We start from the raw sequence: 25,343 nt of genomic DNA on the forward strand, positions 1-25,343 counted from the left end.
CATGACCTCTTATGCCAACTACGCGACCGGGGAGCCGGTCTCCGACACCAAGGCGCCGGGCGGGCCGGTCGCCGGGCGCTGGGACAAGCGGCGCTTCGAGGCGAAGCTCGTCAACCCCGCCAACCGCCGCAAGCACACCGTGATCGTGGTCGGCACCGGTCTCGCGGGCGGCTCGGCCGGTGCCACGCTCGCCGAACAGGGCTACCACGTCGTCCAGTTCTGCTATCAGGACTCGCCGCGCCGCGCCCACTCGATCGCCGCGCAGGGCGGCATCAACGCGGCGAAGAACTACCGCAACGACGGCGACTCGGTCCACCGGCTGTTCTACGACACCGTCAAGGGCGGCGACTTCCGGGCCCGCGAGTCGAACGTGCACCGGCTCGCGCAGATCTCCGTCGAGATCATCGACCAGTGCGTCGCCCAGGGCGTCCCCTTCGCGCGGGAGTACGGCGGTCTGCTCGACACCCGCTCCTTCGGCGGCGTCCAGGTGTCCAGGACCTTCTACGCCCGCGGGCAGACGGGGCAGCAGCTGCTGCTCGGTGCCTACCAGGCGCTGTCGCGGCAGATCGCCGCCGGGAACGTGGAGCTGCACCCGCGGACCGAGATGCTCGACCTGATCGTCGTCGACGGCCGGGCCCGCGGCATCGTCGCCCGCGACCTCGTCACCGGGAGGATCGACACCTACTTCGCGGACGCCGTGGTCCTCGCGTCCGGCGGCTACGGCAACGTCTTCTACCTCTCGACGAACGCCATGAACTCCAACGCCACCGCGATCTGGCGGGCCCACCGCCGGGGCGCCTACCTCGCCAACCCCTGCTTCACCCAGATCCACCCGACCTGTATCCCGCGCACCGGCGACCATCAGTCGAAGCTGACGCTGATGAGCGAGTCGCTGCGCAACGACGGCCGGATCTGGGTGCCGAAGGCCCAGGGCGACACCCGCCCGCCCGCCGAGATCCCCGAGGACGAGCGCGACTACTACCTGGAGCGCACCTACCCGTCCTTCGGCAACCTCGTGCCGCGGGACATCGCCTCCCGCGCCGCGAAGAACGTCTGCGACGAGGGCCGCGGTGTCGGCCCCGGCGGACAGGGCGTCTACCTCGACTTCGCGGACGCCATCGCGCGCCTGGGCCGGGCAAAGGTCGAGGAGAAGTACGGCAACCTCTTCGAGATGTACGCGCGGATCACCGCGGAGGACCCGTACGAGGTGCCGATGCGGATCTACCCCGCCGTGCACTACACGATGGGCGGACTGTGGGTCGACTACGACCTCCAGACCACCGTCCCGGGCCTCTTCGCGATCGGTGAGGCCAACTTCTCCGACCACGGGGCGAACCGGCTCGGCGCGTCCGCGCTGATGCAGGGGCTGGCCGACGGCTACTTCGTCCTGCCGTCCACCATCAACGACTACCTGGCGCGCCACCCGCACCACGACGAGGTCTCCGCCGGTCACCCGGCGGTCACCGGGGCGGTACGGGAGACGGAGGACCGGCTGGCGCGGCTGCTCGCCGTCGGCGGGGACCGTACGCCCGACTCCTTCCACCGGGAACTCGGCGAGCTGATGTGGGAGTTCTGCGGCATGGCCCGCACCGACGCCGGTCTGCGCAAGGCCCTCGACCGGATCCCGCAGATCCGCGAGGAGTTCTGGCGCCGCCTCAAGGTGCCCGGCACCGGCGAAGAGTTCAACCAGTCCCTGGAGAAGGCCAACCGCATCGTGGACTACCTGGAGCTCGCCGAGCTGATGTGCCTCGACGCGCTGCACCGGGCCGAGTCCTGCGGCGGCCACTTCCGCGCCGAGTCGCAGACCCCGGACGGCGAGGCCGCGCGCCGCGACGAGGCGTTCTCCTACGCCGCGGCCTGGGAGTTCACCGCCACCGGCGCGGCCCCCGTCCTCCACAAGGAAGACCTGGTCTTCGAGTACGTCCACCCCACCCAGCGGAGCTACGCATGAGGCTCACCCTGCGCGTCTGGCGCCAGCGGAACGCCGGCGCCGACGGCGCCCTGTCCACCTACGAGATCGACGGCATCTCACCGGACATGTCGTTCCTGGAGATGCTCGACACCCTCAACGAGGAGCTGATCCTCAGCGGTGACGACCCGGTCGCCTTCGACCACGACTGCCGCGAGGGCATCTGCGGCGCCTGCTCACTCGTCATCAACGGCGCGGCGCACGGCCCGGAGCGGACAACGACCTGCCAGCTGCACATGCGGTCCTTCCGGGACGGCGACACCATCGACATCGAGCCGTGGCGCGCCGCGGCGTTCCCGGTCGTCAAGGACCTGGTCGTCGACCGCTCCGCCTTCGACCGGATCATCCAGGCCGGCGGTTACATCACCGCGCCGACCGGGGCCGCGCCCGAGGCCCATGCCACCCCCGTGCCCAAGCCGGACGCCGACTTCGCGTTCGAGCACGCCGAGTGCATCGGCTGCGGGGCCTGCGTGGCGGCCTGCCCGAACGGTGCCGCGATGCTGTTCACCTCCGCCAAGGTGAACCATCTCAATGTGCTGCCGCAGGGCGCGCCCGAGCGCGGGACCCGGGTGCTGGACATGGTGGCGCAGATGGACGAGGAGGGCTTCGGCGGCTGCACCCTCGCCGGCGAGTGCGCCACCGCCTGCCCCAAGGGCATCCCGCTGTTCAGCATCACGGCGATGAACCGTGAGTTCCTGCGGGCGGCGCGGAAGGGCCGCTGAGTCAGACCGCGGCGGTCCCGATGAGCCCCTCCCGGGTGACGAGCGCGGCCAGCTCCGCCTCGCTCCGTCCCTCGGTGCCCTCGGGCCGCCGCGGCAGGACCATATAGCGGCTCTCCGCGCTGGAGTCCCACACCGTGATCGTGGTGTCGCCGGGCAGCTCCAGCCCGAACTCGGCTAGCACCGCGCGGGGTTCGCGCACCACCCGCGAGCGGTAGGCCTCGCTCTTGTACCAGGACGGCGAGGGCCCCAGCAGCCCGATCGGATAGCAGGAGCACAGCGTGCACACGAGGACATGGTGCGTGGTGGCGGTGTTCTCGACGACCTTGAGCCGCTGCTCCTGGATACCGCCCGCCATCGAGAGCCCCACTTCGGGCAGCGCCGCGTTCGCGTCGGCCAGCAGCCGTTCCCGGAACCCCGGGTCGGTCCAGGCGCGCGCCACGATCCGCGCCCCGTTGACCGGCGAGGCCCCCTTCAGCATCGCGGCGAGTGCCGCGTCCAGCTGCTCCTCGGTGACCACTCCGGCCTCGGTCAGCCGCGCCTCCAGCCGCCTGACCCGCGCCGCCACCGGTGTACTCGTGTGCTCGCCGCTCATGCGCCGTCCTCCCGTACCCGCTCGATGTACGACTCCCAGAGGTCGACCGTGACCTCGTGACCGCCCTCGCCCCACAGATCACCCGCGGCGAAGGCCACGGTGTAGACGGGCTCGACGCGTGGTTCGGCGATGCCCGCCGCGCACTCGTCGGCGAGCGCCCAGCGCCCCTGGCACTCGACGATCCGCCCCACCTGGCCGCGCACATACCGCGGCACCCGGGTGTGCCCCTCCGGGTCGACGGCGCGCACCCGCACCCGCTCCCCCGCCCGGAAGTCAGCCATCGCCGAGCAGCCCCCGTTCGGCGAGCAGCGTCTCGATCGCGTGCAGCCAGCGCTCGTAGTACGACGCCGCCAGATACTCCTGCGGGGCCATCCGCTCGACGGCGTCCCGGAACTGGTCGAGCCGGTAGACCCCGTTCCGCACCAGCACGGCGTTCAGCGCGAAGACCCGCGCCTCCCAGTCCGCATGGAACGGCGGCTCGTCCGCCTCGATCTCCAGGGCCCCGAACCCGGCCTGGCCACCCACATCGTTGACACGGCTCATGGCCCGAGCCTAGGCCCGCACCGCCGTCAGCGCACGGGGTGACCCGCTCCCCGCAGGGCGTCCTTGACCTGGGAGATGCGCAGATCGCCGAAGTGGAAGACGGAGGCGGCCAGCACCGCGTCGGCGCCGGCGGCGACGGCCGGGGCGAAGTCGTCCAGCGTGCCGGCGCCGCCGGAGGCGATCACCGGGATGGTGACGTGCTTGCGGACCGCCTCGATCATCGCCACGTCGTAGCCGTCCTTGGTGCCGTCGGCGTCCATGGAGTTCAGCAGGATCTCGCCGGCGCCCAGCTCGGCGGCGCGGTGGGCCCATTCGACGGCGTCGATACCGGTGCCGCGTCGGCCGCCGTGGGTGGTGACCTCGTAGCCGGACGGGGTGCCCGCGTCGGTACGGCGGGCGTCGACCGAGAGGACCAGGACCTGGCTGCCGAAGCGCTCGGCGATCTCGCGGATCACGTCGGGGCGGGCGATGGCGGCGGTGTTGACCCCGACCTTGTCGGCGCCGGCCCGCAGCAGCTTGTCGACGTCCTCGGGCGTGCGGACGCCGCCGCCGACGGTCAGCGGGATGAAGACCTGCTCGGCGGTGCGGCGGACCACGTCATAGGTGGTCTCGCGGTTGCCGGAGGAGGCGGTGATGTCGAGGAAGGTCAGCTCGTCGGCGCCCTCGTCCCCGTAGATCTTCGCCATCTCGACGGGGTCGCCGGCGTCCCGCAGGTTCTGGAAGTTGACGCCCTTGACGACCCGGCCGTTGTCGACGTCCAGGCAAGGGATGACTCGGACCGCCAGGGTCATGTCGCTTCAGGCCTCTCTGACATTTCTCGGAAAGCTTCCAGTTCCACTTCGACCAGGACGCGGGAGTCGACGAAGCCGGAGACCACGACCAGGGTCGAGGCCGGCGGCGCCGCGGCGAACAGCTCCCGGTGGGCGCGGCCGGCCGCGTCCACGTCGCGCAGATGGGTGAGGTACAGACGGGTGCGGAGGACCGCTTCGGCGCCGAGGCCGAAGGGGGTGAGGGCCTCCAGGGCGTTGGCGAGGGCGACCTTGGTCTGCACATAGGGGTCGCCCTCCCCCTGGAGGACGCCGTCGATCAGCGGCATCGTGCCGGCGACCAGGACCCGGTCGCCGGCCGCCACGGCGCGTGCGAAGCCGATCTTCTCTTCCCAGGGACCGCCGGTCCGTACGCGCTCGATGGTCATCACGCCGCCTTTCGTCCGCTGTTACGACACTGCCGCCAGCGCCTCTTCGAGGGTGAACGCCTTCGCATAGAGCGCCTTGCCGACGATCGCGCCCTCGACACCTTCCGGCACCAGCGTGGCCAGCGCCCGCAGGTCGTCGAGCGAGGACACGCCGCCGGAGGCGACCACGGGCCGGTCGGTGGCCGCGCAGACGTTCCGCAGCAGTTCGAGGTTGGGGCCCTGGAGGGTGCCGTCCTTGTTGATGTCGGTGACGACATAGCGGGCGCAGCCCTCGGCGTCGAGCCGGGCCAGCGTCTCGTAGAGGTCGCCGCCGTCGCGGGTCCAGCCGCGGCCGCGCAGCGTCGTCCCGCGCACGTCCAGACCGACCGCGATCTGGTCCCCGTGCTCGGCGATGACCTTGGCGACCCATTCGGGGGTCTCCAGCGCGGCGGTGCCCAGGTTGACCCGGCGGCAGCCGGTGGCGAGGGCGGCGGCGAGCGTGTCGTCGTCGCGGATGCCGCCGGACAGCTCGACCTTGATGTCCATGGAGCGGGCGACCTCGGCGATCTGCGCCCGGTTGTCGCCGGTGCCGAAGGCCGCGTCGAGGTCGACGAGATGCAGCCATTCGGCGCCGGACCGCTGCCAGGCGAGGGCCGCCTCCAGCGGGTCGCCGTAGGAGGTCTCGGAGCCGGACTCGCCGTGGACGAGGCGGACGGCCTGGCCGTCGCGGACATCGACGGCGGGGAGGAGTTCGAGCTTCGGCATCAGGGGGCTCACAGGGTGTTGATCCAGTTGGTCAGGAGCTGGGCGCCGGCGTCGCCGGACTTCTCGGGGTGGAACTGGGTGGCCCACAGCGGGCCGTTCTCGACCGCGGCCACGAAGGGCGCGCCATGCGTGGCCCAGGTGACCTTGGGCGCGGCGATGTGCGGGTTGCCGACCTCCAGCTCCCAGTCGTGCACCGCGTAGGAGTGCACGAAGTAGTAGCGGGCGTCGGCGGGCAGACCGGCGAAGAGCTGTGAGCCCTCGGCGGCCTCGACGGTGTTCCAGCCCATGTGCGGGACGATGTCGGCCTTGAGCGGGCCGACCGTGCCGGGCCACTCGTCCAGGCCCTCGGTCTCCACACCGTGCTCGATGCCACGGCCGAAGAGGATCTGCATGCCGACGCAGATGCCCATGACGGGGCGGCCGCCGGCCAGCCGGCGGCCCACCAGCCAGTCACCGCGGGCCTCCTTCAGCCCGGCCATACAGGCGGCGAACGCGCCGACGCCGGGGACCAGCAGCCCCTCGGCGTTCATCGCCCGGTCGAAGTCCCGGGTGATCTCCACATCGGCGCCGACGTGCGCCAGGGCGCGCTCCGCGGAGCGGACGTTGCCGAAGCCGTAGTCGAGGACGACGACCTTCTTACGGGGTGCCGAGGCGGTCAATTCCATACCTCCAACCGGAGCACACCGGCGGCCAGACACAGCGCCGATCCCACGGACAACAGCACGATCAGGCCCTTGGGCAGCTGCTGCTTCCAGAAGGAGTAGACGCCGCCGAGGAGGAAGAGCCCGAGCAGGATGAAGACGGTGGAGAGACCGTTCACGGGCTACAGGGCTCCCTTGGTGGACGGGATGATGCCGGCCGCCCGCGGGTCGCGCTCGCTGGCGTAGCGCAGCGCCCGGGCCAGCGCCTTGAACTGGCACTCCACGATGTGGTGGGCGTTGCGGCCGTACGGCACGTGGATGTGCAGCGCTACCTGGGCCTGGGCGACGAAGGACTCGAAGATGTGCCGGGTCATCGTCGTGTCGTAGGAGCCGATCATCGGCGCCATGTTCTCCGGCTCGGTGTGCACCAGATACGGGCGGCCGGAGAGGTCGACGGTCACCTGGGCCAGCGACTCGTCCAGCGGGACGGTGCAGTTGCCGAAGCGGTAGATCCCGGACTTGTCACCGAGCGCCTGCTTGAAGGCGGCACCCAGGGCGAGGGCGGTGTCCTCGATGGTGTGGTGGGTGTCGATGTGCAGATCGCCGTCGGTCTTGACCTTGAGGTCGAACAGACCGTGCCGGCCGAGCTGGTCGAGCATGTGGTCGTAGAAGCCGACACCGGTCGACACGTCCACGTCGCCCCGGCCGTCGAGATCGATCTCGACGAGCACGGACGTTTCCTTCGTCGTGCGCTCCACGCGTCCTACGCGGGTCATCGCTTGCTCTCCTTCAGTACTGCGCGAACCGCGTCGAGGAACGCGTCGTTCTCGGCCGGGGTGCCGGCGGTGACCCGCAGCCAGCCCGGTACGCCGTTGTCACGGACCAGCACGCCGTGGTCGAGGATCGCCTGCCAGGTGGCGTGGGAATCCTCGAAGAGGCCGAACTGCACGAAGTTGGCGTCGGAGTCGACGACCTGGCAGCCGGCCGCCCGCAGCTCGGTGACCAGGCGGTCCCGCTCGGTCTTGAGCTGCTCGACATACTTCAGGAGCGTCTCGGTGTGCTCCAGCGCGGCCAGCGCGGTGGCCTGGGTGACGGACGAGAGGTGGTACGGGAGCCGGACCAGCTGGACGGCGTCGACCACGGCGGGGTCGGCGGCCAGATAGCCCAGCCGCAGCCCGGCGGCGCCGAAGGCCTTGGACATCGTCCGGGTGACCACCAGATTCGGCCGGCCCGCGAGCAGCGGCAGCAGCGAGGGCCGGTGGCTGAACTCGCCGTAGGCCTCGTCGACCACCACCAGGGCCCCGGCCCCGTCGGCGCGGGCCGCCTGCGCCGCCTCGTACAGCGCGAGCACGGTGGCGGCCTCGACGGCGGTGCCGGTGGGGTTGTTCGGCGAGCAGATGAAGACCACGTCGGGCCGCCGCTCGGCGATGACCGCCGTGGCCGCCTCGACGTCGATGGTGAAGTCGTCGTTGCGCGGGCCGGAGCTCCAGCCGGTGCCGGTGCCGCGGGAGATCAGCCCGTGCATCGAGTACGACGGCTCGAAGCCGAGGGCGGTACGGCCGGGGCCGGCGAAGGTCTGGAGCAGCTGCTGGATGACCTCGTTGGAGCCGTTGGCGGCCCATACGTGGTCCTTGGTGACCTCGTGGCCGGCGGTGTGGGTGAGGTAGCGGGCCAGTTCGGTGCGCAGCTCGACCGCGTCCCGGTCGGGGTAGCGGTTGAGCTGCCGGGCGGCCTCGGTCACCCGCTCGGCGATCCGCCGGACCAGCGGCTCGGGCAGCGGGTAGGGGTTCTCGTTGGTGTTCAGCCGCACCGGGACGTCCAGCTGCGGCGCGCCGTAGGGCGACTTGCCGCGCAGCTCGTCCCGGATGGGGAGATCGTCAATACGGGTCACGTGGCTGCTCACTTGCTCTGCGGGACCTTCCAGTCGAACCTGGCCTTCAGCGCGGCGCCATGGGCCGGGAGGTCCTCGGCCTCGGCGAGGGTCACCACATGGTGGGTGACCTCGGCCAGCGCGTCACGCGAGTAGTCCACGACATGGATGCCGCGCAGGAAGGACTGCACGGACAGGCCGGAGGAGTGGCAGGCGCAGCCGCCGGTGGGCAGCACGTGGTTGGAGCCGGCGCAGTAGTCGCCGAGCGAGACCGGGGCGTACGGGCCGACGAAGACCGCGCCGGCGTTGCGGACCCGGGCGGCGACGGCGGTGGCGTCGGCGGTCTGGATCTCCAGGTGTTCGGCGCCGTAGGCGTCCACGACCCGCAGGCCCTCGTCGATGCCGTCGACGAGGACGGTCGCGGACTGCCGGCCGCCCAGCGCCTCGGTGATCCGCTCGATGTGCTTGGTGGCCGCGACCTGCCGCTTGAGGGCTTCGTCGACGGCGTCGGCGAGCTCGGCGGAGTCGGTGACCAGCACGGCGGCGGCGAGGGTGTCGTGCTCGGCCTGGCTGATCAGGTCGGCGGCGACGTGCTCGGGGTCGGCGGTGGCGTCCGCGAGGACCGCGATCTCGGTGGGGCCGGCCTCGGCGTCGATACCGATCCGGCCCTTGAGCAGGCGCTTGGCGGAGGCGACGTAGATGTTGCCGGGGCCGGTGACGAGGTTGACCGGCAGGCACTCGTCGGTGCCGTAGGCGAACATCGCGATGGCCTGGGCGCCGCCGGCCGCGTAGACCTCGTCGACGCCGAGCAGGGCGCAGGCGGCGAGGATGGTCGGGTGCGGGCGGCCGCCGAACTCCTTCTGCGGCGGGGAGGTCACGGCGATGCCCTCGACACCGGCTTCCTGCGCCGGGACCACGTTCATGACCACGGAGGACGGGTAGACCGCGAGTCCGCCGGGGACATAGAGGCCCACCCGCTCGACCGGCACCCAGCGTTCGGTGACCGTGCCGCCGGGGACGACCTTGGTGGTCACGTCCGTGCGGCGCTGTTCGCGGTGGACGATCCGGGCGCGCCGGATGGACTCCTCCAGGGCGGCGCGCACGGCCGGGTCGAGCCCGTCGAGCGCGTCCCGCAGGGCCTCGGCGGGCACCCGTACCCGCTCGATCTCCACACCGTCGAACCGCCGCGCGTAATCGATCAGCGCCGCGGTGCCCCGATGGCGTACGTCCTCGCAGATGGGCCGCACCTTCTCCAGGGCGGCTTCCACGTCGAACTCGGCACGGGGCAGCAGGTCGCGCAGGGCGCCGCCCTCGGGAAGGGCGTCACCGCGCAGATCGATTCGGGAGATCACTCCCCCAGTGTCTCAGACCCGCTCCGGCGCCCGAGCGGCCGTATCACTCAGTGATACACAGCGGAGCACACCCCGGACGCACCGTGACCCGGCCGTTCGAAGTTGACCGGAGTTGGCCCTGACCGCGCGTGTTCAAGCAGTCACGGGGCGGGCAAGGGCCTCACGACGGCGTACGGGGAGACCTGCGGGACGCAACACGACCAGTGCACGAATTGCGTCCGAACAGGTTGCGACACACCACGGGAGAGCAAGGGGGACCCACAGTGACCGAACCCGCGGACGGCGACGCGCCGGCCGAGCTACAGCTGACCTCCGCGGAATGGAGCATGTGGCAGGCCTTCCGCAACGGCAGCACCTGCGATCTGCACATCGGCGATCCGGCCAGGGACGATCCGCACGGGCAGCATCTGTGGGGCCCGGAGCGCCGGGTGCGGGCCCGGGTCGTGGCACTGCTGCTGCTCGACGGGCCGCCCGCGCAACCCGGCCGGGTCTCCGCGCTCAAGCTCACCGGCGCGTACATCACGGACACTCTCGACGTTGCGGGCGGCACGATCAAGCCATTCGTGGAGCTGCGGGACTGCCGCTTCGAGGCCGAGGTGGTGCTCCCCGAGAGCCGCTTCACCACCCTGCGGCTGGTGAACTGCGCGATACCCCGGGTGGAGGCGGCCCGGCTGCACACCGAGGGCGATCTCCATCTGCCGCGCTGCGTGGTGAACTCCGGCATCCGGCTCACCGACGCCCACATAGGCACCGACCTGATGCTCAATCAGACCGTGGTGCACAAGGACCGCCAGGGCCGGTCGATCATGGCGGACGGGATGACCGTCACCCAGGACCTCCAGGCCGAGATGCTGGAGTCCTACGGGGAGCTGTCGCTGCGCGGCGCCACCATCGGGGTGTCGCTGAGCCTGCGCGGCAGCCGGCTGAGCAACCCCTTCGGCCGCCGCGCCCTGAACGCCCCGCAGCTGACCGTCGAGCGCACCCTCTATCTGACCGCCGCCGGGCTGCCCAACTCCCCGTTCTCCAGCGGCGCCACTCCCCCGTACGGCACCGCCTACACCCCCTCGCGCGGCACTCGGGTGCAGCGCTTCGAGTGCGAGGGCGGGATGCGGCTGGACGACGGGCGGTTCGGCGACGCGGTCGACTTCGAGCACGCCCGGTTCATCATGGAGTCCGACCAGGAGCTGTCGCTGCGCCGTATCCAGACGCCCGAGCTGCGGTTCCTCGGCGAGCGCCCGCAGCGCGGCCGGGTGATCCTCTCCGGCGCCCGGGTGGTCAATCTCGTCGACAAGTCGGCGAGCTGGCCGGGGCTCGGCGGCCTGTGGATGGCCGGCTTCGCCTACGAGACGCTGATCCCGCGCGGCCACTTCCCGCTCTCGCTGCGGCTCCAGTGGGTGGCCGCGGCGACCCCCGAGTACGCGCCCGAGCCGTACGAGATGCTCGCCGCCTCGCTGCGCACCACCGGTGAGGACGCCGACGCCCGCGAGGTGCTGCTGGCCAAGCAGCGGCGCCGCCGCGAGACACTGCCACTGGCCGCGAAGACCTGGGGCTTCCTCCAGGACTGGACGGTGGCCTACGGCTACCGCCCGGGGCGGGCCGCGGTGTGGATGGCCATCCTGTGGGCGATCGGCACGATCTACTTCTCGATGTCCCCGCCACCGCCCCTCAAGACCGGCGAGGCACCGCCCTGGAATCCGTACCTCTACTCCCTCGACCTCCTGCTGCCGGTGATAGACCTCAACCAGAGCGCCGCGTGGAAACCGGGCGGCGGCGCACAGTGGGCAGCCGCGGTACTCATCCTCGCGGGCTGGGTCCTGGCCACAACGGTCGCCGCCGGCGCCTCCCGCCTGCTGCGACGCCAATAGCCAGTTCCCTACGACCGACAACCCGCACCGGACCACCTACGCCCACCCCCACCGGCCTTCTCCCCCACCCACCCACGGGAGGTGACGGGCCGGAGGGGTAGGGGTGTGGGACGTAAAGCGAAGCAGTCCCACACCCCTACCCCGGAGGCCCGTCACCGCACCCCGACAGCCCCGCGCAGCGGACCCGGCCCGCCGCAGGCGCAACAGCGAAACGAACCACGGCGGGATTCCCGCCCACGTGGGAACACCGCCAAGCGCAGCGTCTAGGCTTACGGGCTGTGACCTCCCTGCGCCTACCGCTCTTCCCGCTGAACTCGGTGCTGTTCCCGGGACTCGTGCTCCCGCTGAACGTCTTCGAGGCGCGGTACCGGGCCATGATGCGCGATCTGAGCGCCGTACCCGAGGACGACCGCCGCTTCGCGGTGATCGCGATCCGGGACGGCCGGGAGGTCGCCGCCACCGCCCAGGGCATGCCCGACAACACCGTCCCCGCGTCGGACGGTCCCGCGGCGGGCTTCGGTGACGACCCGGTGCAGGCGTTCCACACCGTGGGCTGTATCGCCGACGCGGCCACCATCCGGGAGAAGTCGTCCGACGACGACACCGGCTACGAGGTCCTCGCCACCGGCACCACCCGCTTCCGGCTGCTGTCGGTGGATGCCTCGGGGCCGTATCTGACCGGTGAGCTGGAGGAACTGGAGGACGACGACGGCGAGGGCGCCGGCGCGCTGGCCTCCGGCGTCGTACGGGCGTTCCGGACCTATCAGAAGCGGCTGGCCTGGGCGAACGAGCGGACCCTGTCGAGCGGGCAGGATCTGCCGGCCGACCCGTCCGTGCTGTCGTACCTGGTCGCCGCGGCGGCCGTGCTGGACGTGCCCGCCAAGCAGCGGCTGCTGGAGGCGCCGGACACCGCGGCCCGGCTGGCGCAGGAGCTGAAACTGCTTCGCCAGGAGTCGGCGGTGCTCGGTAAGCTCCCGTCGCTGCCGGCGGTGGATCTGACCCGGCAGCCGACCAGCCCCAACTGAACGAGCGGCCCCCGCTGCCGGGCCCCTGACGCGAGGCACGAAGACGTTGGCGAAGAAGTCCAAGAAGTCCGTCGGCACCCCGGCGACCGTCGCCCTCACCGCGGCCGGCGTCCCGTTCACCACGCACTCCTACGAGCACGACCCGGCCGCCCCGTCGTACGGCGAGGAGGCCGCCGAGGCGCTCGGTGTCGCGCCGGACCAGGTGTTCAAGACCCTGCTGGCGGACGTCGACGGCACCCTGACGGTCGCCGTGGTCCCGGTGTCGGGGTCGCTGGACCTCAAGGCGCTGGCGGCCGCGGTGGGCGGCAAGCGGGCCACGATGGCCGATCCGGCGGCGGCCGAGCGCAGCACCGGCTATGTCCGCGGCGGCATCTCGCCGCTGGGGCAGCGCAAGCAGCTGCGCACGGTCGTGGACGCCTCGGCCGAGGGCCGGCCGACGGTCTGTGTCTCGGCCGGACGGCGCGGGCTGGAGGTCGAACTGGCTCCTGAGGACCTGGTGGCGCTCACGGGGGCGCACCTCGCGCCGATCGCCCGCGGCTGAACGCGGCGCGGGGCGGCCGGTGGACCGGCCGCCCCGTGCGTTCCGCGTTGCTCAGCCCTCGGCGGGCGGCTTCCGGTCGTGGTGCTCCCGCAGCCGGTCCGGGACCTCCTGCTGCGGTGTCTCCTGAGCCAGTGGTGCCTGCTGGGCCTGCGGGGTCTCCCGGTCCTGCGGTGCCTGCTGGGCGTGCTGCCCCTGGAGCCAGTACGGCGCCTCCGGCATCGGGTCGCGCGGTCCGAACAGCGCGGACAGCACCAGCTGGGTGACCATCGCCCCCATCGGCCACGCCAGCAGGGCGCCCTTGGCCTGCAACCGCAGCGGGCCGTCGAAGACCACACCGGGGCCGACCTGCTTGGCGTGGGCCACCACGTCCGGGGTGGGGCCCAGCCACATCCCCGTCATCCAGCCCAGCGTCGCGCCCAGCAGCCCGCCCACGACCAGCGCCACGACCAGCGGAATCCCGCCGCGCCGGCGGAAGAGGAAGACCACGGCGGTGGTGAGCACACCGAACGCGAAGGCCAGCAGGAGGAAGGTGCCGTCCGCGCCGATCGACTCCTCGCCCTCGGTGTTCTTGAGGTAGACGTTGCGGGTGTCCGCGACCAGCGGGACATGCGGCGCGAGCCAGTTCCACAGCAGGCCGAGCAGCACACCGGTCACCGCGACCAGGAGCGCGATCAGCGCACCCTCACGCAGCTCGCGGGCCAGCTCCGGGCCGCCGAGGCCACCGTGATCGGCGGCGGGCGCGGCCTCGGGGTGCCGGGGCTCTTCGGGCGGTTGGTTGTCGCGGGGCGTCAGCGGTGCGGTCACACCGTCATCGTGCCAGGTGGGGCTGGTGGGACCGGCAGCAGGACGCCCGTTCGGCGGGGTGGCACCGTTCATCGGGTCGCCGCCCGGCGGTAGGCCCAGGTGGCGACGGCCAGCGACAGCACCCCGACGGCCGCGCAGACGCCCAGGTCGGCGCCGACCGCGACCCAGTCCGGGTGCGGGTCAAAGCTGCGTGCCAGCGCCTCCACGCCATACGTCGACGGCAGCAGATCACGGGCCCAGCCGATCACCCCGGGCATCCGCTCGGCCGGCAGGACGCCCAGCAGCAGCGCCGCCGACATCCCCAACTGGCCGCAGAGGGTGGCGAGTTCCTGGCGCGGGGCGAGCAGGCCGAGGGCCGCGCCGAGACCGGCCAGCGCCGCCCCGGCGAGCGGGAGCACCGCGGCCAGCACCCACAGATGGGACATCGGCAGCTGGAAGAGCACACAGCCGGTGACCGCGGTGACCACCGTCCCCGGCACGGTGAACGAGGCGTACGCCGCGGCGGCACCGAGCACCACGGCGGCCGGCGGCACCGGCAGCGTGGCGTAGTGGTCGAGCCCGCCGCCGGCCCGCAGCTGGCCGAAGTACTGGGCGAGGAGGTTGAGCGCCACGAAGGCGACGACCAGCACGCTGGAGCCGGACACCACCGACCGCGCCGGTTCGCCGCCGTCGACCACCCCGCGCAGCAGAACCATGATCCCGATGGACTGGAAGGTGGCGACGAACAGCAGCGGGATCCGTGCGACCCGGGCCCGGGAGAGCTGGGCTCGGTAGACGGCGACCAGCGCGGGCACCAGACGGGCGGACGGCGCCAGCGGCGCGGCCGCCTCCTCGTCTCGTACCCCGGTGGCCGGGGCCGCCCCGGCCACCGCCTGCACGGGAACCACACTCACGCTGTCATCACGCCTTCCTCGCTGCCCCCGTGGTCGTGCATACGTCCGCCGGACCGGTCCCCGTTCATGCCTTGACCAGCCCCTCGGCACGGCCGCCGAGGGCCAGGTAGACATCTTCCAGGCTCGGCGTGGCAAGGGTGAAGTCGTCGAGGGCGGCGAAGGCGGGGCCCGCGGTGACGTCGGCGACGGCGGCGCGGGCCCGGTCGGCGGGCAGGCGGAGGGTCCAGCGGCGGCCGGAGACGTGCGCGGCGGCCTCCAGGGCGGCGACCTCGGGCACGTCCAGCGGCGGGCGGTCGCGCCACACCAGCTCCAGCCGCACCTCGTCGCTCACCATTTCCTTCAGTCCGCCGGGCGTGTCACAGGCGATGACCCGGCCGCGGTCGATCACCGCGACCCGGTCGAGCACGCTCTCGGCCTCCAGGACGTTATGCGTCACCAGCACCACCGTGACACCGCGCTCGGCCCGCCGCCGGTCCACCGCGGCCCATACGGCGCGCCGCGCGACCGGGTCCATCCCGGTGGTCGGCTCGTCCAGCACCAGCAGCGGCCGCTCGCCGATCAGCGCGGTGGCGAAGCAGGCCAGCCGGCGCTGCCCGCCGGAGAGCTTCTTCAGGGCCCGTCCGGTGAGGTCCGCGAGGCCCAGCTCGTCGATCACCGCGTCCCGCTCGGCGCGCGCCTCGCGGGCCCCGAGCCCGCGCAGCCGGCCGGTGGTCTCCACGGCCAGCGCCACGGTCATCTCGTCCAGGGCGGTGGATTCCTGCCCCAGGTAGCCGAGCAGCCGGGCGGCCCGCTCCGGGTGGCGCACCAGGTCGTGGCCCAGGACGGAGATCCCGCCGGAGTCGGGGCGCAGCAGTCCGGTGAGCTGGCGCACCAGGGTGGACTTCCCGGCGCCGTTGGGGCCGAGCAGCCCGAAGATCTCGCCGCGGTGGACATCGAGGGTGATGCCGTCGCTGGCGCGTACGGCGGGCGCCTGTGCCGCCCCGCGGCGTCCGCGCATCGCGGGGTATGTCTTGACCAGGTCCCGCACGGCGCACACCGGCACTCCGCGCTCCACCTGTTTTGCGCCCGTCCTCACGAGCTATGAGGGTACGCGTCCCCGGGCCGCCTCCGGGCCGCGGGGCTCCGGCGGGCGAGCCGGGCCCGGGGCGGCGCGGGCCGTCAGTCTCCGGCCGGTGCGTGCTCGGCGGCCGTCCGCAGATCGACCTCGCGCCAGAAACCGGCCCGGATCGCATAGCGGTCGTGCTCGTCGATCTGGTCGTCCTTGTGGGCGAGCAGTCCGAAGCGGGCGGCGTAGCGCAGCAGTTCACCGTCGATCCGGTGCGGGATGCGGGGGTACTCCGTGGACAGCTGCTGAAGGTGCGCGGCGTCGGAGAGCCGGTCGGTCCAGCGGCGGGCGAAGACCTGCCCGACCTCGAAGGGGTCGCCGCTGACGGCGGTGATGTCCTCCTCGCGGTCGGCCCAGCGCTGCTCGGCACTGGTGAGCTGGGCGAGGGTGGGCAGGGCCGCGGCCCCGTCCGGGTCACCGGCCGGGCCGCCGCGCTCGACCCAGCCCTTGTCGGACGACCAGCGCAGGGTGGCGCCCGCCGCGGGGGCGGGCCCGCCCGCGCCGGCCGGCTGCTGGCCCGCGGCGTGTGCCCGGCCGAGGCCGGCCAGGTCCTTGGGGGTGGGCACGACCCTGGATCCGGCGCCGGGCCCGTCGGCGGCGGCCGCTGCGCTCCCGGGACCGGCCGCCGGGTGGGAGACGCCGTTGGCGCCGTTGTGCTCATGGGTGTGCTCGGCGGCTTCCGGGCCGGCCGCGGCGGCCGCCGCGGCTGCCGCGGCCGCGGACTCGGGCAGTGGCGCGGAGAGGATCGCGGCGATCTCGGGGCGGGGTACCGGCGGCGGGGCGCAGGGGCCGCCGAGTTCCTTGGCGCGGACCGCGCGGGTGATCCAGGTGCGGTCCAGCACCCGCCGCTCATCGGCCTCGGCGACCAGGTCCTCGGACTGGTTGTAGTCGCCGTCCGCGGCCTGCACGGCCCACAGATGGACGGCGACGCCGTGCTCCTTCGCCGACATCAGTCCGGGCAGCAGATCGCCGTCACCGGTGACCAGCACGATGTCGGAGCAGGCGCGGTTACGGGCGAGTTCGGTCAGCTCGGCGTGCATGGCGGCGTCCACGCCCTTCTGCGCCCAGCGGCCGTCGCTGCGGGTCAGGGCACCCAGCCGGACGGTGACCCGGGGCATCACCCGCAGCCTGCGGTGCTCGGGCTGCGGGACGCGGTCGGGGGCGCCGTCGAACCAGTAGATCCGCAGCAGCGGGCGTTCGGTCTCCGCCTCGGCGCGCTGGCGCAGCCCCTGGATGAGGGCGGCATGGTCGACGCTGATCCTGGAACGGGCGGGCTCTCCGGCGAGCAGACTCGCGGCGGCACCGAGCAAATATCCGGCGTCCACCAGGACGACGCAGCGATCCACGTTCCACCCTCTTCCCTGAGGTGCTGAAAGTCCGGTCGCCCCCCGGCTCGGCCCATGGCTCGAGTGTTCTTCGGCTTTCCTTCGAGTCTGCCCGACCGTACGGGCGTTATCTGCCCGAACTCGATCATCGGCGTGGCGGATTCAGCGGGGGCGTCGTACACGGTGCGTGATCAACCATATAACGCACGGTAATTGCCCGAAATGCAGGCGTCTGTCTGCCATGTCAGTCTGGTTCCGGCCCAGATCCCGGATTCCCCCCCTCAGGAGGCAAAGATCATGGCCAAGGACAAGAAGCAGGACCGCAGTCAGCAGAAGGCATCCGCGTCCGAGCGCGGCCAGCAGGAGGCCCAGAAGGCGAGCCTGGAGGCACAGTCCCAGGCGCGGTCGCAGGCACAGGGCAGCCCGGCGGATGTGGCACGTAAGCACCAGCGGCGCTTCGGCCACAACTGACCTTTGCCGCAGGGAAGTTGAGGGGCGCGTCCACAATGGGCGCGCCCCTCGGGGTACCGGCCGGAGCCGGCCGGTCAGCCCGCCAGACAGGACGGGCCGAGCAGCACCTTCAGATCGCCGAACAGCGACGGGTCGGGCGTGACCCGGTGCCGGTCCAGCCGGAGCACGGTGGTCTTGCGCGCCCCCAGGAGCTTGATCCGCACCTCCGTGGAGCCGCGGTGGCTGCTGAGCACCTCGCCGAGCTTCTCGACCATCGGCGGGGTGACCTTGACCGTCGGAATGGTGATCGTCACGGGGGCGTTGGTGCCGGCCTCCGAGAGGTCGGGGACCATCATCTCCATGGCCACCAGCCGCGGGATGTCCTCCCGCTTGTCGAGGCGGCCCTTGACGAAGACCACGGTGTCCTCGACGAGTTGGGTGGACACCAGCTGGTAGGTCGCCGGGAAGAACATGCAGTCGATGGAGCCGGCCAGGTCCTCGACGGTGGCGATGGCCCAGGCGTTGCCCTGTTTGGTCATCTTGCGCTGGAGGCCGGAGATGATGCCGCCGATGGTGACGATCGAGCCGTCCGAGTAGTCGCCGCCGGTCAGCTGGGCGATGGCGGCGTCCGCCTTGTCGGACAGCACATGCTCCAGGCCGAAGAGCGGATGGTCGGAGACGTAGAGACCGAGCATCTCGCGCTCCTGGGCGAGGAGATAGGTCTTGTCCCACTCGACGTCCGAGAACTCGACGTCCAGCCCGAAGCCCGGCCCCTCGTCGGCGCTGTCGTCGCCCATGCCGCCGAAGAGGTCGAACTGCCCCTCGGCCTCCTTGCGCTTGACCTGGACCACGTTGTCGATCATCGGCTCATAGTGGGCCGTCAGTCCCTTGCGGGTGTGGCCCATCTCGTCGAAGGCCCCGGCCTTGATCAGTGATTCGGTGGTGCGCTTGTTGCAGACGACCGCGTCGACCTTGTCGAGGTAGTCGGGGAAGGAGAGGTACTTTCCCTTCGCCTTGCGGCTGCGGATGATCGAGTCGACGACGTTCTGGCCGACGTTACGGACCGCGGTGAGGCCGAAGAGGATCACATCGTCGCCCTGGGCGGCGAAGTTCGCCTCGGACTCGTTGACGTTGGGCGGCAGCACCTTGATGCCCATGCGCCGGCACTCGTTCAGATAGACCGCCGACTTGTCCTTGTCGTCGCGCACGGAGGTCAGCAGCGCGGACATGTATTCGGCGGGGTAATTGGCCTTGAGGTAGGCGGTCCAGTAGGTGACCAGGCCGTACGCGGAGGAGTGCGCCTTGTTGAAGGCGTAGCCGGCGAACGGGACCAGGACGTCCCACAGCGCCTGGATGGCCTGGTCGGAGAAGCCGTTCTTGCGGGCGCCCTCCTGGAAGAGCACGAAGTTCTTCGCCAGCTCCTCGGGCTTCTTCTTGCCCATCACGCGGCGGAGGATGTCGGCCTCACCGAGGGAGTACCCGGCGATGATCTGGGCGGCCTTCTGCACCTGCTCCTGGTAGACGATCAGGCCGTAGGTGAGGCCCAGGACCTCCTTGAGCGGCTCCTCCAGCTCCGGGTGGATCGGGGTGATCTCCTGGAGGCCGTTCTTGCGCAGCGCGTAGTTGGTGTGCGAGTCCATGCCCATCGGGCCGGGGCGGTACAGCGCCGAGACGGCGGAAATGTCCTCGAAGTTGTCGGGCTTCATCAGCCGCAGCAGCGAGCGCATCGGGCCGCCGTCGAACTGGAAGACGCCGAGGGTGTCACCGCGGCAGAGCATCTCGTACGTCTTGGGGTCGTCCAGCGGGACCGAGAGCATCTCCAGGTCGACGCCCTTGTTCTTCTTCACCATCTTGACGGCGTCGTCCATGATGGTGAGGTTGCGCAGGCCCAGGAAGTCCATCTTCAGCAGGCCGAGCGACTCGCACTGGGGGTAGTCCCACTGTGTGATGGTCACACCGTCGGTGTGCCGCGTCCAGAGAGGGGCGTGGTCGACGATGGGCTCGCTGGACATGATCACGCCGGCCGCGTGCACACCCATCTGCCGGACCAGGCCCTCGACGCCCTTGGCGGTGTCGATGACCTTCTTCACGTCCGGTTCGTTCTCGTACATCCCCCGGATCTCGCCCGCCTCGCTGTAGCGCGGGTGCTGGGGGTCGGTGATGCCGCTGAGGTCGATGCCCTTGCCGAGGACGTCGGCGGGCATGGCCTTGGTGAGGCGGTCACCCATGGCGTACGGGTAACCGAGGACGCGGGCCGAGTCCTTGATGGCGTTCTTGGCCTTGATCTTGCCGTAGGTGCCGATCATGGCGACCTTGTCGGCGCCGTACTTCTCCGTCACATACCGGATCACTTCGACGCGCCTGCGCTCGTCGAAGTCGATGTCGACATCGGGCATGGAGACACGCTCGGGGTTGAGGAACCGCTCGAAGATCAGCCCGTGCGTGATCGGGTCGAGGTCGGTGATGCCCATCGCGTACGCCACGATCGAACCCGCCGCGGAACCACGGCCGGGGCCCACCGCGATGCCATTGTTCTTGGCCCACATGATGAAGTCGGCGACGACGAGGAAGTAGCCGGGGAACCCCATCTGGATGATGATGTCCATCTCGTACTCGGCCTGCTTCTGCCGGTCCTCAGGCACCCCGTCCGGGTAGCGGCGCTGCATGCCGACCCGGACCTCCTCCTGGAACCAGGTGACCTCGGTGAAGCCCTCCGGGATGTCGAACTTCGGCATCAGGTCGCGCTTCTCGAACATCCCGCTGGTGTCGATCTGCTCGGCCACCAGGAAGGTGTTGGCGCAGCCCTCCTGCCAGGCGTCCGAGGAGTCGATGGCGTACATCTCGTCCGTGGACTTGAGGTAGTAGCCGGTGCCGTCGAAGCGGAAGCGGTCCGGGTCGGAGAGGTTCTTGCCGGTCTGGATGCACAGCAGGGCGTCGTGCGCCGTGGACTCGTGGGCGTAGGTGTAGTGCGAGTCGTTGGTGACCAGCGGGGGGATGCCGAGCTTCTTGCCGATCTCCAGCAGGCCGTCACGGACCCGGCGTTCGATCTCGATGCCGTGGTCCATCAGCTCCAGGAAATACCGGTCCTTGCCGAAAATGTCCTGGTATTCGGACGCGGACTTCAGCGCCTCGTCGAACTGGCCGAGCCGCAGCCGGGTCTGGAGCTCACCGGAGGGGCAGCCGGTGGAGGCGATCAGGCCCTCGGACCACTGGGAGATGGTCTCCTTGTCCATCCGCGGCCACTTCGTCAGCCAGCCCTCGGCGTACGCGTCCGAGGACAGTCGGAAGAGGTTGTGCAGACCGGTCTTGTTGGCCGCCCAGATCGTCTTGTGGGTGTAACCACCGGAACCGGAGACGTCATCGCGCTTCTGGTGCGGCTGGCCCCACTGGATCTTGCGCTTGTTGCGCCGCGACTCCGGGGCCACATAGGCCTCGATGCCGATGATCGGCGTCACCCCGGCCTTCTGCGCCGAGTGGAAGAAGTCGTAGGCCCCGTGGAGGTTGCCGTGGTCGGACATGGCGATATGCGTCATGCCCATCTCGTTGCACGCCTTGAACATGTCCGACAGCCGCGCCGCACCGTCCAGCAGTGAGTACTGGGTGTGGACATGCAGGTGCGTGAAGGGGGGCCTGGACGGGGCTGCCACGGCGGAGGACCTCCGGGAAAACGGTCGGCGGGGGCACCTGCCCGGCAGGGCCGGGAGGGGCGGATGGTGGTCTCGAAGTCTACGGCTCCCCGGTGACAATCGACGGGCACCGACGAGTAGCCTCGCGCGTTGTCAGTGGCAGATCCTCCCCCGGCCCACCGCCGGGGGATCCGCCACGGATCCCGTACCGTTCCGCACCTCAGGAGGCACCCAGCGATGCCGTCCCAGCACGCCCCGGCGCAGGACGCCGCGCAGCGCGGCGAGGAGATCCTCGCCGTTTTCGACACCGCCTTCGGAGAGCTGCTCGCCGCCGACCCCGCGGCCTTCCGCGTGAAATTCCGGAAGATGGCCGCCTCCGCGTTCGCCTTCTACCGGGGCACGGCCTGCCTGTTCTACCGGGACATGGAGGCGTACGCCGCACAGGACGGCGGCGGCAAGGACAGCGGCCCGTATCTGGACGACCGGACCGCCCGGGTGTGGATCCACGGCGATCTGCACGCCGAGAATTTCGGCACGTACATGGACGCCACCGGCCGGCTGATCTTCAACGTCAACGACTTCGACGAGGCCTACGTCGGCCCGTTCACCTGGGACCTGAAGCGGTTCGCCGCCTCGGTCGCGCTGATCGGCTACGCCAAGGCGCTCAGCGACAAGCAGATCACCGACCTGGTGCGCACCTACGCGGCCGCCTACCGGGAGCGCATCCACGCACTGGCGTCGGGGACCAAGAGCTCCGACAAGGACGAGCTGCCGCCCTTCACGCTGGACACTGCCGAGGGTCCGCTGCTGGACGCGCTGCGCGACGCCCGCTCGCTGACCCGGTTCGGACTGCTGGACTCGATGACCGAGATCCGGGACTTCGAGCGGCGCTTCGCGGCGGGCGGCGGCAGCGTCGAGCTGGACGCGGCGACCCGCTACAAGGTCCTCGCCGCGTTCGACGGCTATCTGGAGACGCTGCCGGAGTCGAGCCTGGACCGCCCGGACTCCTACCGCGTCAAGGACGTGGTCGGCCGCCGCGGCATCGGCATCGGCTCGGCCGGTCTGCCGTCGTACAACATCCTTCTGGAGGGCAACAGCGACGCCCTGGAGAACGATGTCGTGATCTACATGAAGCAGGCGCAGACCCCGGCCGTCTCCCGGCACATCACCGACCCCCGGGTCCGCGGCTACTTCCAGCACGAGGGCCACCGCACGGTGATCTCGCAGCGCGCCCTCCAGGACCACGCCGACCCGTGGCTGGGCTGGACCGAACTCGACGGCGCGGGCCAGCTGGTCGCCGAGATCTCGCCGTACGCGGTCGACCTGGACTGGTCCGACATCGACGACCCGGAGGAGATCGCGGCCGTGGTCGCCGACCTGGGCCGGGCCACCGCGACCATGCACGCCGCCGCGGACGACGAGAGTGGCCACTCGCTGGTCCCGTTCTCGACGGAGCGCGCCATCGACGCGGCCATCGCGGCCGACGAGGAGGGCTTCGCGGCGCTGCTGGTGGACTTCGCGCACTCCTACGGGGCCCGCGCCCGGGCCGACCACCAGATCTTCGTGGACCTCTTCCGCAACGGCCGGATCCCCGGCCTGTAGGGAGCACGGGCCCGAGTCGCTCCGTACGCACCTTCTTGCCCGGTGCGTACGGATTCGGTCCCCCTTAAGCACCCCTTATCCCTGCTCATGGCACACTCGGCTGCGATGGACATTTCGGCACCTCACCTGCGGGCACTGCGCGCGGCGCTCTTCACGGCGCTGTGCGTCGCGCTGTCCTCGGCGTCCCATGTGCTGCTGTCCCGTATGCCGCTGCCGCTGACCACCGTCGCCGCGATCGGTGCGGCCGTGTTCGTCCTCGCCTACGCGCTGGCCGGCCAGGAGCGCGGCTACTGGCACATCGCGGCGCTGCTGGTCCCCCTGGAGCTCACCGCCGATCTGGTCTTCAGCCTCGGTCAGCACACCTGTTACGGGGCGGCCGGCGGCCCGGTCGCCGGGCCGCTGCGCTCGCTCGGCGTGGATCTGCTGTGCGGCGGGAGCCCGGTCGGCGGCGCACCGCTGACGCGGCTGCCCGAGGACCAGGCCGGACCGGTGAGCAGCTGGCTCGTCCTGCTGGCGGCGCATCTGCTGATCGGGCTGCTGGCCGCGGGCTGGCTGCGCCGCGGTGAGGCCGCGCTGGGCCGCCTGCTGGGCGCGGTGGCCGGCTTCGCCTTCCGCCCGCTGCTCCTCGCCGTCGCGGTCGTCGGCGCCACCGCCGCCCCGCGCCGCCCGGCGCCCGCTCCCGTACGGTCCGGGTCTCCGGCCCGCACCGCCCCCCTGCTCGTGCACTGTGTCGTGCGCCGTGGGCCGCCCTGCGCGCTCGCCGCGTAGGCCACCGCACCCACCCCATCGCACGGATTCCCACGGAGCAGGAACAGCCATGAGCAATCGCAACAACCAGGCCAACAAGCAGGCAGCCCGCGAGCGGCTGCGCGCCGAGCGTGAGCGGCAGGCGAAGAAGGACCGGCTCCGCCGGCAGCTGATCGTCGGCGGCGCGATCGTCGGTGTCCTGGCGGTAGCCGGCGGCATCGCGGTGGCCGTGGCCGGCTCGGGCGACAACGCGGCCGAGGGCCCGCTGGTCAAGCCCGCCAACACCAGCGGCACCGACGGCACCACGATCACCGTCGGCAAGAAGGACGCCAAGAACACCCTGGAGCTCTTCGAGGACCCGCGCTGCCCCGGCTGCGCGGCCTTCGAGCAGACCGCCGGTGCCACCATCGAGAAGGACATCAAGGACGGCAAGTACAAGGCCTCCTACCACCTGGGCACCTTCCTCGACAACAACCTCCAGGGCACCGGCTCCAAGAACGCGCTCAACGCGCTGGGCGCCTCCCTGAACGTCAGCCCGGACGCCTTCCTGAAGTACAAGTACGCGCTGTACTCGAAGGAGTTCCACCCGGACGAGACCGGGCCGGACAAGTTCGCCGACGACAGCTACCTGATCAAGGTCGCCGACACCGTCCCGGCGCTGAAGGGGAACGCCGCCTTCCAGAAGGCCGTCAAGTCCGGTACGTACGACCGCTGGGCGCTGGGGGTGTCGAAGGCCTTCGACTCCGTCAAGGACGTCAAGGCCACCCCGACGATCAAGCTCAACGGCACGGTGCTGGGCACCAAGACCCCGCAGGGCACGTCGGCACCCTCCAGCGTGGCCGCCTTCAACTCCGCGGTGGACAAGGCCCTGAAGAAGTGACGTAGGCGGGGGCCGGTTCCCGTGACCGGTCCCCCTGGCTCCCTCGGCCGGCACGCTCCCCGCGTGCCGGCCGATGCCAAATCTTGACCCGTGCCGGTGCGGTGCACATGGCAGACTCCCGAACGTGCAGGCGACGGGAGTGCGTCCCGGGACCCGGCCGGCGGCCGCGCCGGGGGTCCAGCTCCGGGCGGTGCGGGCGGCGTTGTTCACCGCGCTGTGCACCACTCTGTCCGCGACCTCCCATGTCCTGCTCTCCCGCGCCCCGTTGCCGCCCGCGGCGGTCGCCGCGATCTGCGCCGGTGTCTTCACCGCGGCCTACGCGCTGACCGGACAGGAGCGCGGCTACGGCCGGATCGCCGCACTGCTGGTGCCCCTGGAGCTGGCCGCCGACACCGTCTTCACCGCCGGACAGCACACCTGTTACGGCGGCGCCGGCGGCCCGGTCACCGGCCCGCTGCGCTCGGTCGGCATCGATCTGCTGTGCGCCGGCGGCGAGTTGGGCACTCCGCTCGCCCGCCTCGCCGCCCACACGGGCACACCCCTCCCACCGGTGCCGCCGGCCGCCCCGTGGCTGCTGCTCGCCGCCCATGTCGCCGTCGGCCTGCTCGCCGCGGGCTGGCTGCACCGCGGTGACGCCGCCCTGGACGCCCTGCTGCGCGCCGCCGCGGCCGGCGCCGTCCGCCCGCTGCGGATCGCGGCCGCGGTGATCACGACCGCGTTCCCGCCGCCCCCTCGGCGCCTCCGCCCGCCGCCTCCACCGCCGGCCCGTCCGCTCCCCCTCCTGGTGCACTGCGTCCTGCGCCGCGGCCCGCCCGCCGCGGCCGCCGTCTGACCAGTCCGCAGCAGCAACCC

25 protein-coding genes and 1 pseudogene are annotated in these 25,343 nt (G+C 71.4%); 10 read left to right on the plus strand and 16 right to left on the minus strand.

The annotated features are described in order from the left end of the window. Window position 1: 1 nt before the first annotated feature. Together CP981_RS10135 and CP981_RS10140 are read left to right on the plus strand one after the other, a co-directional pair. The gene (locus CP981_RS10135; protein WP_085924862.1) at window positions 2–1,951 is read left to right on the plus strand and encodes a fumarate reductase/succinate dehydrogenase flavoprotein subunit; all 1,950 of its coding nucleotides are present in this window, start codon (window positions 2–4) and stop codon (window positions 1,949–1,951) included. Then, window positions 1,948–2,691 carry a succinate dehydrogenase/fumarate reductase iron-sulfur subunit gene (locus CP981_RS10140; RefSeq protein ID WP_085924863.1) on the plus strand — a complete coding sequence of 248 codons (744 nt, stop codon included), beginning with the start codon at window positions 1,948–1,950 and terminating at the stop codon, window positions 2,689–2,691. Before CP981_RS10135 ends, CP981_RS10140 begins: the two co-directional genes overlap by 4 nt. A 1-nt stretch (window position 2,692) precedes the next feature. On the opposite strand, the gene CP981_RS10145 is transcribed toward CP981_RS10140, so the two are convergent. From CP981_RS10145 to hisD, 11 genes are read right to left on the minus strand one after another with little or no spacing between them, the layout of a single operon-like run. Continuing rightward, a complete protein-coding gene (locus CP981_RS10145; RefSeq protein ID WP_085924864.1) occupies window positions 2,693–3,283 on the minus strand; it encodes a nitrile hydratase subunit alpha in 591 nt (196 codons plus the stop codon). Then, the gene (locus CP981_RS39355; RefSeq protein ID WP_085924865.1) at window positions 3,280–3,564 is read right to left on the minus strand and encodes an SH3-like domain-containing protein; all 285 of its coding nucleotides are present in this window, start codon (window positions 3,562–3,564) and stop codon (window positions 3,280–3,282) included. The genes CP981_RS10145 and CP981_RS39355 overlap by 4 nt, the downstream gene beginning before the upstream one ends. Then, window positions 3,557–3,826: an SH3-like domain-containing protein gene (locus CP981_RS39360; protein WP_085924866.1), complete on the minus strand. Its 270-nt coding sequence runs from the start codon at window positions 3,824–3,826 to the stop codon at window positions 3,557–3,559. The genes CP981_RS39355 and CP981_RS39360 overlap by 8 nt, the downstream gene beginning before the upstream one ends. Before the next feature lie 26 nt (window positions 3,827–3,852). After that, the gene (gene hisF, locus CP981_RS10160) at window positions 3,853–4,617 is read right to left on the minus strand and encodes an imidazole glycerol phosphate synthase subunit HisF (RefSeq protein ID WP_085924867.1); all 765 of its coding nucleotides are present in this window, start codon (window positions 4,615–4,617) and stop codon (window positions 3,853–3,855) included. Further along, window positions 4,614–5,021 (minus strand): Rid family hydrolase, encoded by a 408-nt coding sequence (locus CP981_RS10165; protein ID WP_085924868.1) that lies wholly within the window; start codon window positions 5,019–5,021, stop codon window positions 4,614–4,616. The genes hisF and CP981_RS10165 overlap by 4 nt, the downstream gene beginning before the upstream one ends. 21 nt (window positions 5,022–5,042) lie before the next feature. Next, window positions 5,043–5,765 (minus strand): bifunctional 1-(5-phosphoribosyl)-5-((5-phosphoribosylamino)methylideneamino)imidazole-4-carboxamide isomerase/phosphoribosylanthranilate isomerase PriA, encoded by a 723-nt coding sequence (priA, locus tag CP981_RS10170; RefSeq protein WP_085924869.1) that lies wholly within the window; start codon window positions 5,763–5,765, stop codon window positions 5,043–5,045. Between the two features lie 8 nt (window positions 5,766–5,773). Further along, on the minus strand, window positions 5,774–6,430 hold the full coding sequence (gene hisH / locus CP981_RS10175) for an imidazole glycerol phosphate synthase subunit HisH (RefSeq protein ID WP_085924870.1): 657 nt from the start codon (window positions 6,428–6,430) through the stop codon (window positions 5,774–5,776). Next, window positions 6,421–6,585 carry a hypothetical protein gene (locus tag CP981_RS37635; RefSeq protein ID WP_167536077.1) on the minus strand — a complete coding sequence of 55 codons (165 nt, stop codon included), beginning with the start codon at window positions 6,583–6,585 and terminating at the stop codon, window positions 6,421–6,423. The genes hisH and CP981_RS37635 overlap by 10 nt, the downstream gene beginning before the upstream one ends. 3 nt (window positions 6,586–6,588) lie before the next feature. After that, window positions 6,589–7,182 carry an imidazoleglycerol-phosphate dehydratase HisB gene (gene hisB, locus CP981_RS10180; RefSeq protein ID WP_085924871.1) on the minus strand — a complete coding sequence of 198 codons (594 nt, stop codon included), beginning with the start codon at window positions 7,180–7,182 and terminating at the stop codon, window positions 6,589–6,591. Further along, window positions 7,179–8,297: a histidinol-phosphate transaminase gene (locus CP981_RS10185; protein WP_085924916.1), complete on the minus strand. Its 1,119-nt coding sequence runs from the start codon at window positions 8,295–8,297 to the stop codon at window positions 7,179–7,181. Before CP981_RS10185 ends, hisB begins: the two co-directional genes overlap by 4 nt. A gap of 8 nt (window positions 8,298–8,305) precedes the next feature. Next, a complete protein-coding gene (hisD, locus tag CP981_RS10190; protein ID WP_085924872.1) occupies window positions 8,306–9,628 on the minus strand; it encodes a histidinol dehydrogenase in 1,323 nt (440 codons plus the stop codon). A gap of 263 nt (window positions 9,629–9,891) precedes the next feature. Here hisD and CP981_RS10195 point away from each other — a divergent pair, with 263 nt between their 5' ends. The 3 genes from CP981_RS10195 to ybaK all read left to right on the plus strand — a co-directional run bounded on the left by CP981_RS10195 (window position 9,892) and on the right by ybaK (window position 13,059). Continuing rightward, complete coding sequence (locus CP981_RS10195; RefSeq protein ID WP_085924873.1) at window positions 9,892–11,493, plus strand: oxidoreductase; 1,602 nt, start codon at window positions 9,892–9,894, stop codon at window positions 11,491–11,493. Between the two features lie 278 nt (window positions 11,494–11,771). Continuing rightward, entirely contained in the window at window positions 11,772–12,518 is a 747-nt protein-coding gene (locus CP981_RS10200) for an LON peptidase substrate-binding domain-containing protein (protein WP_085924874.1), read from the plus strand. 46 nt (window positions 12,519–12,564) lie between these two features. Continuing rightward, window positions 12,565–13,059: a Cys-tRNA(Pro) deacylase gene (ybaK, locus tag CP981_RS10205; RefSeq protein ID WP_085924875.1), complete on the plus strand. Its 495-nt coding sequence runs from the start codon at window positions 12,565–12,567 to the stop codon at window positions 13,057–13,059. A 183-nt stretch (window positions 13,060–13,242) separates the two neighbouring features. Here ybaK and CP981_RS10210 read toward each other — a convergent pair. The 4 genes and pseudogenes from CP981_RS10210 to CP981_RS10225 form a co-directional block, all read right to left on the minus strand. Beyond that, window positions 13,243–13,863 (minus strand): annotated as a pseudogene (locus tag CP981_RS10210) (ABC transporter permease); the annotation flags it as partial. A 68-nt stretch (window positions 13,864–13,931) separates the two neighbouring features. After that, entirely contained in the window at window positions 13,932–14,756 is an 825-nt protein-coding gene (locus tag CP981_RS10215) for an ABC transporter permease (protein WP_229894162.1), read from the minus strand. Between the two features lie 64 nt (window positions 14,757–14,820). Next, on the minus strand, window positions 14,821–15,753 hold the full coding sequence (locus tag CP981_RS10220; protein WP_244330020.1) for an ABC transporter ATP-binding protein: 933 nt from the start codon (window positions 15,751–15,753) through the stop codon (window positions 14,821–14,823). Window positions 15,754–15,914: 161 nt separating this feature from the next. Continuing rightward, complete coding sequence (locus CP981_RS10225) at window positions 15,915–17,207, minus strand: NYN domain-containing protein (RefSeq protein WP_085924879.1); 1,293 nt, start codon at window positions 17,205–17,207, stop codon at window positions 15,915–15,917. A gap of 276 nt (window positions 17,208–17,483) precedes the next feature. On the opposite strand from CP981_RS10225, the gene CP981_RS37640 reads away from it, so the two are divergent. After that, complete coding sequence (locus CP981_RS37640) at window positions 17,484–17,657, plus strand: hypothetical protein (protein WP_167536078.1); 174 nt, start codon at window positions 17,484–17,486, stop codon at window positions 17,655–17,657. Window positions 17,658–17,731: 74 nt separating this feature from the next. Here CP981_RS37640 and dnaE read toward each other — a convergent pair whose 3' ends face one another. Beyond that, window positions 17,732–21,283 carry a DNA polymerase III subunit alpha gene (dnaE, locus tag CP981_RS10230; RefSeq protein ID WP_085924880.1) on the minus strand — a complete coding sequence of 1,184 codons (3,552 nt, stop codon included), beginning with the start codon at window positions 21,281–21,283 and terminating at the stop codon, window positions 17,732–17,734. A 216-nt stretch (window positions 21,284–21,499) separates the two neighbouring features. Here dnaE and CP981_RS10235 point away from each other — a divergent pair, with 216 nt between their 5' ends. The 4 genes from CP981_RS10235 to CP981_RS10250 all read left to right on the plus strand — a co-directional run bounded on the left by CP981_RS10235 (window position 21,500) and on the right by CP981_RS10250 (window position 25,323). Continuing rightward, window positions 21,500–22,864, plus strand: a complete 1,365-nt coding sequence (locus CP981_RS10235; RefSeq protein ID WP_085924881.1) for a DUF2252 domain-containing protein — start codon at window positions 21,500–21,502, stop codon at window positions 22,862–22,864. A 105-nt stretch (window positions 22,865–22,969) separates the two neighbouring features. After that, a complete protein-coding gene (locus CP981_RS10240) occupies window positions 22,970–23,632 on the plus strand; it encodes a hypothetical protein (protein WP_085924917.1) in 663 nt (220 codons plus the stop codon). 49 nt (window positions 23,633–23,681) lie between these two features. Continuing rightward, window positions 23,682–24,491 carry a thioredoxin domain-containing protein gene (locus CP981_RS10245; protein ID WP_085924882.1) on the plus strand — a complete coding sequence of 270 codons (810 nt, stop codon included), beginning with the start codon at window positions 23,682–23,684 and terminating at the stop codon, window positions 24,489–24,491. 124 nt (window positions 24,492–24,615) lie between these two features. Further along, window positions 24,616–25,323, plus strand: a complete 708-nt coding sequence (locus CP981_RS10250) for a hypothetical protein (protein ID WP_085924883.1) — start codon at window positions 24,616–24,618, stop codon at window positions 25,321–25,323. Window positions 25,324–25,343 lie beyond the last annotated feature (20 nt).

Source organism: Streptomyces platensis, from assembly GCF_008704855.1.
Classification (GTDB): domain Bacteria; phylum Actinomycetota; class Actinomycetes; order Streptomycetales; family Streptomycetaceae; genus Streptomyces; species Streptomyces platensis.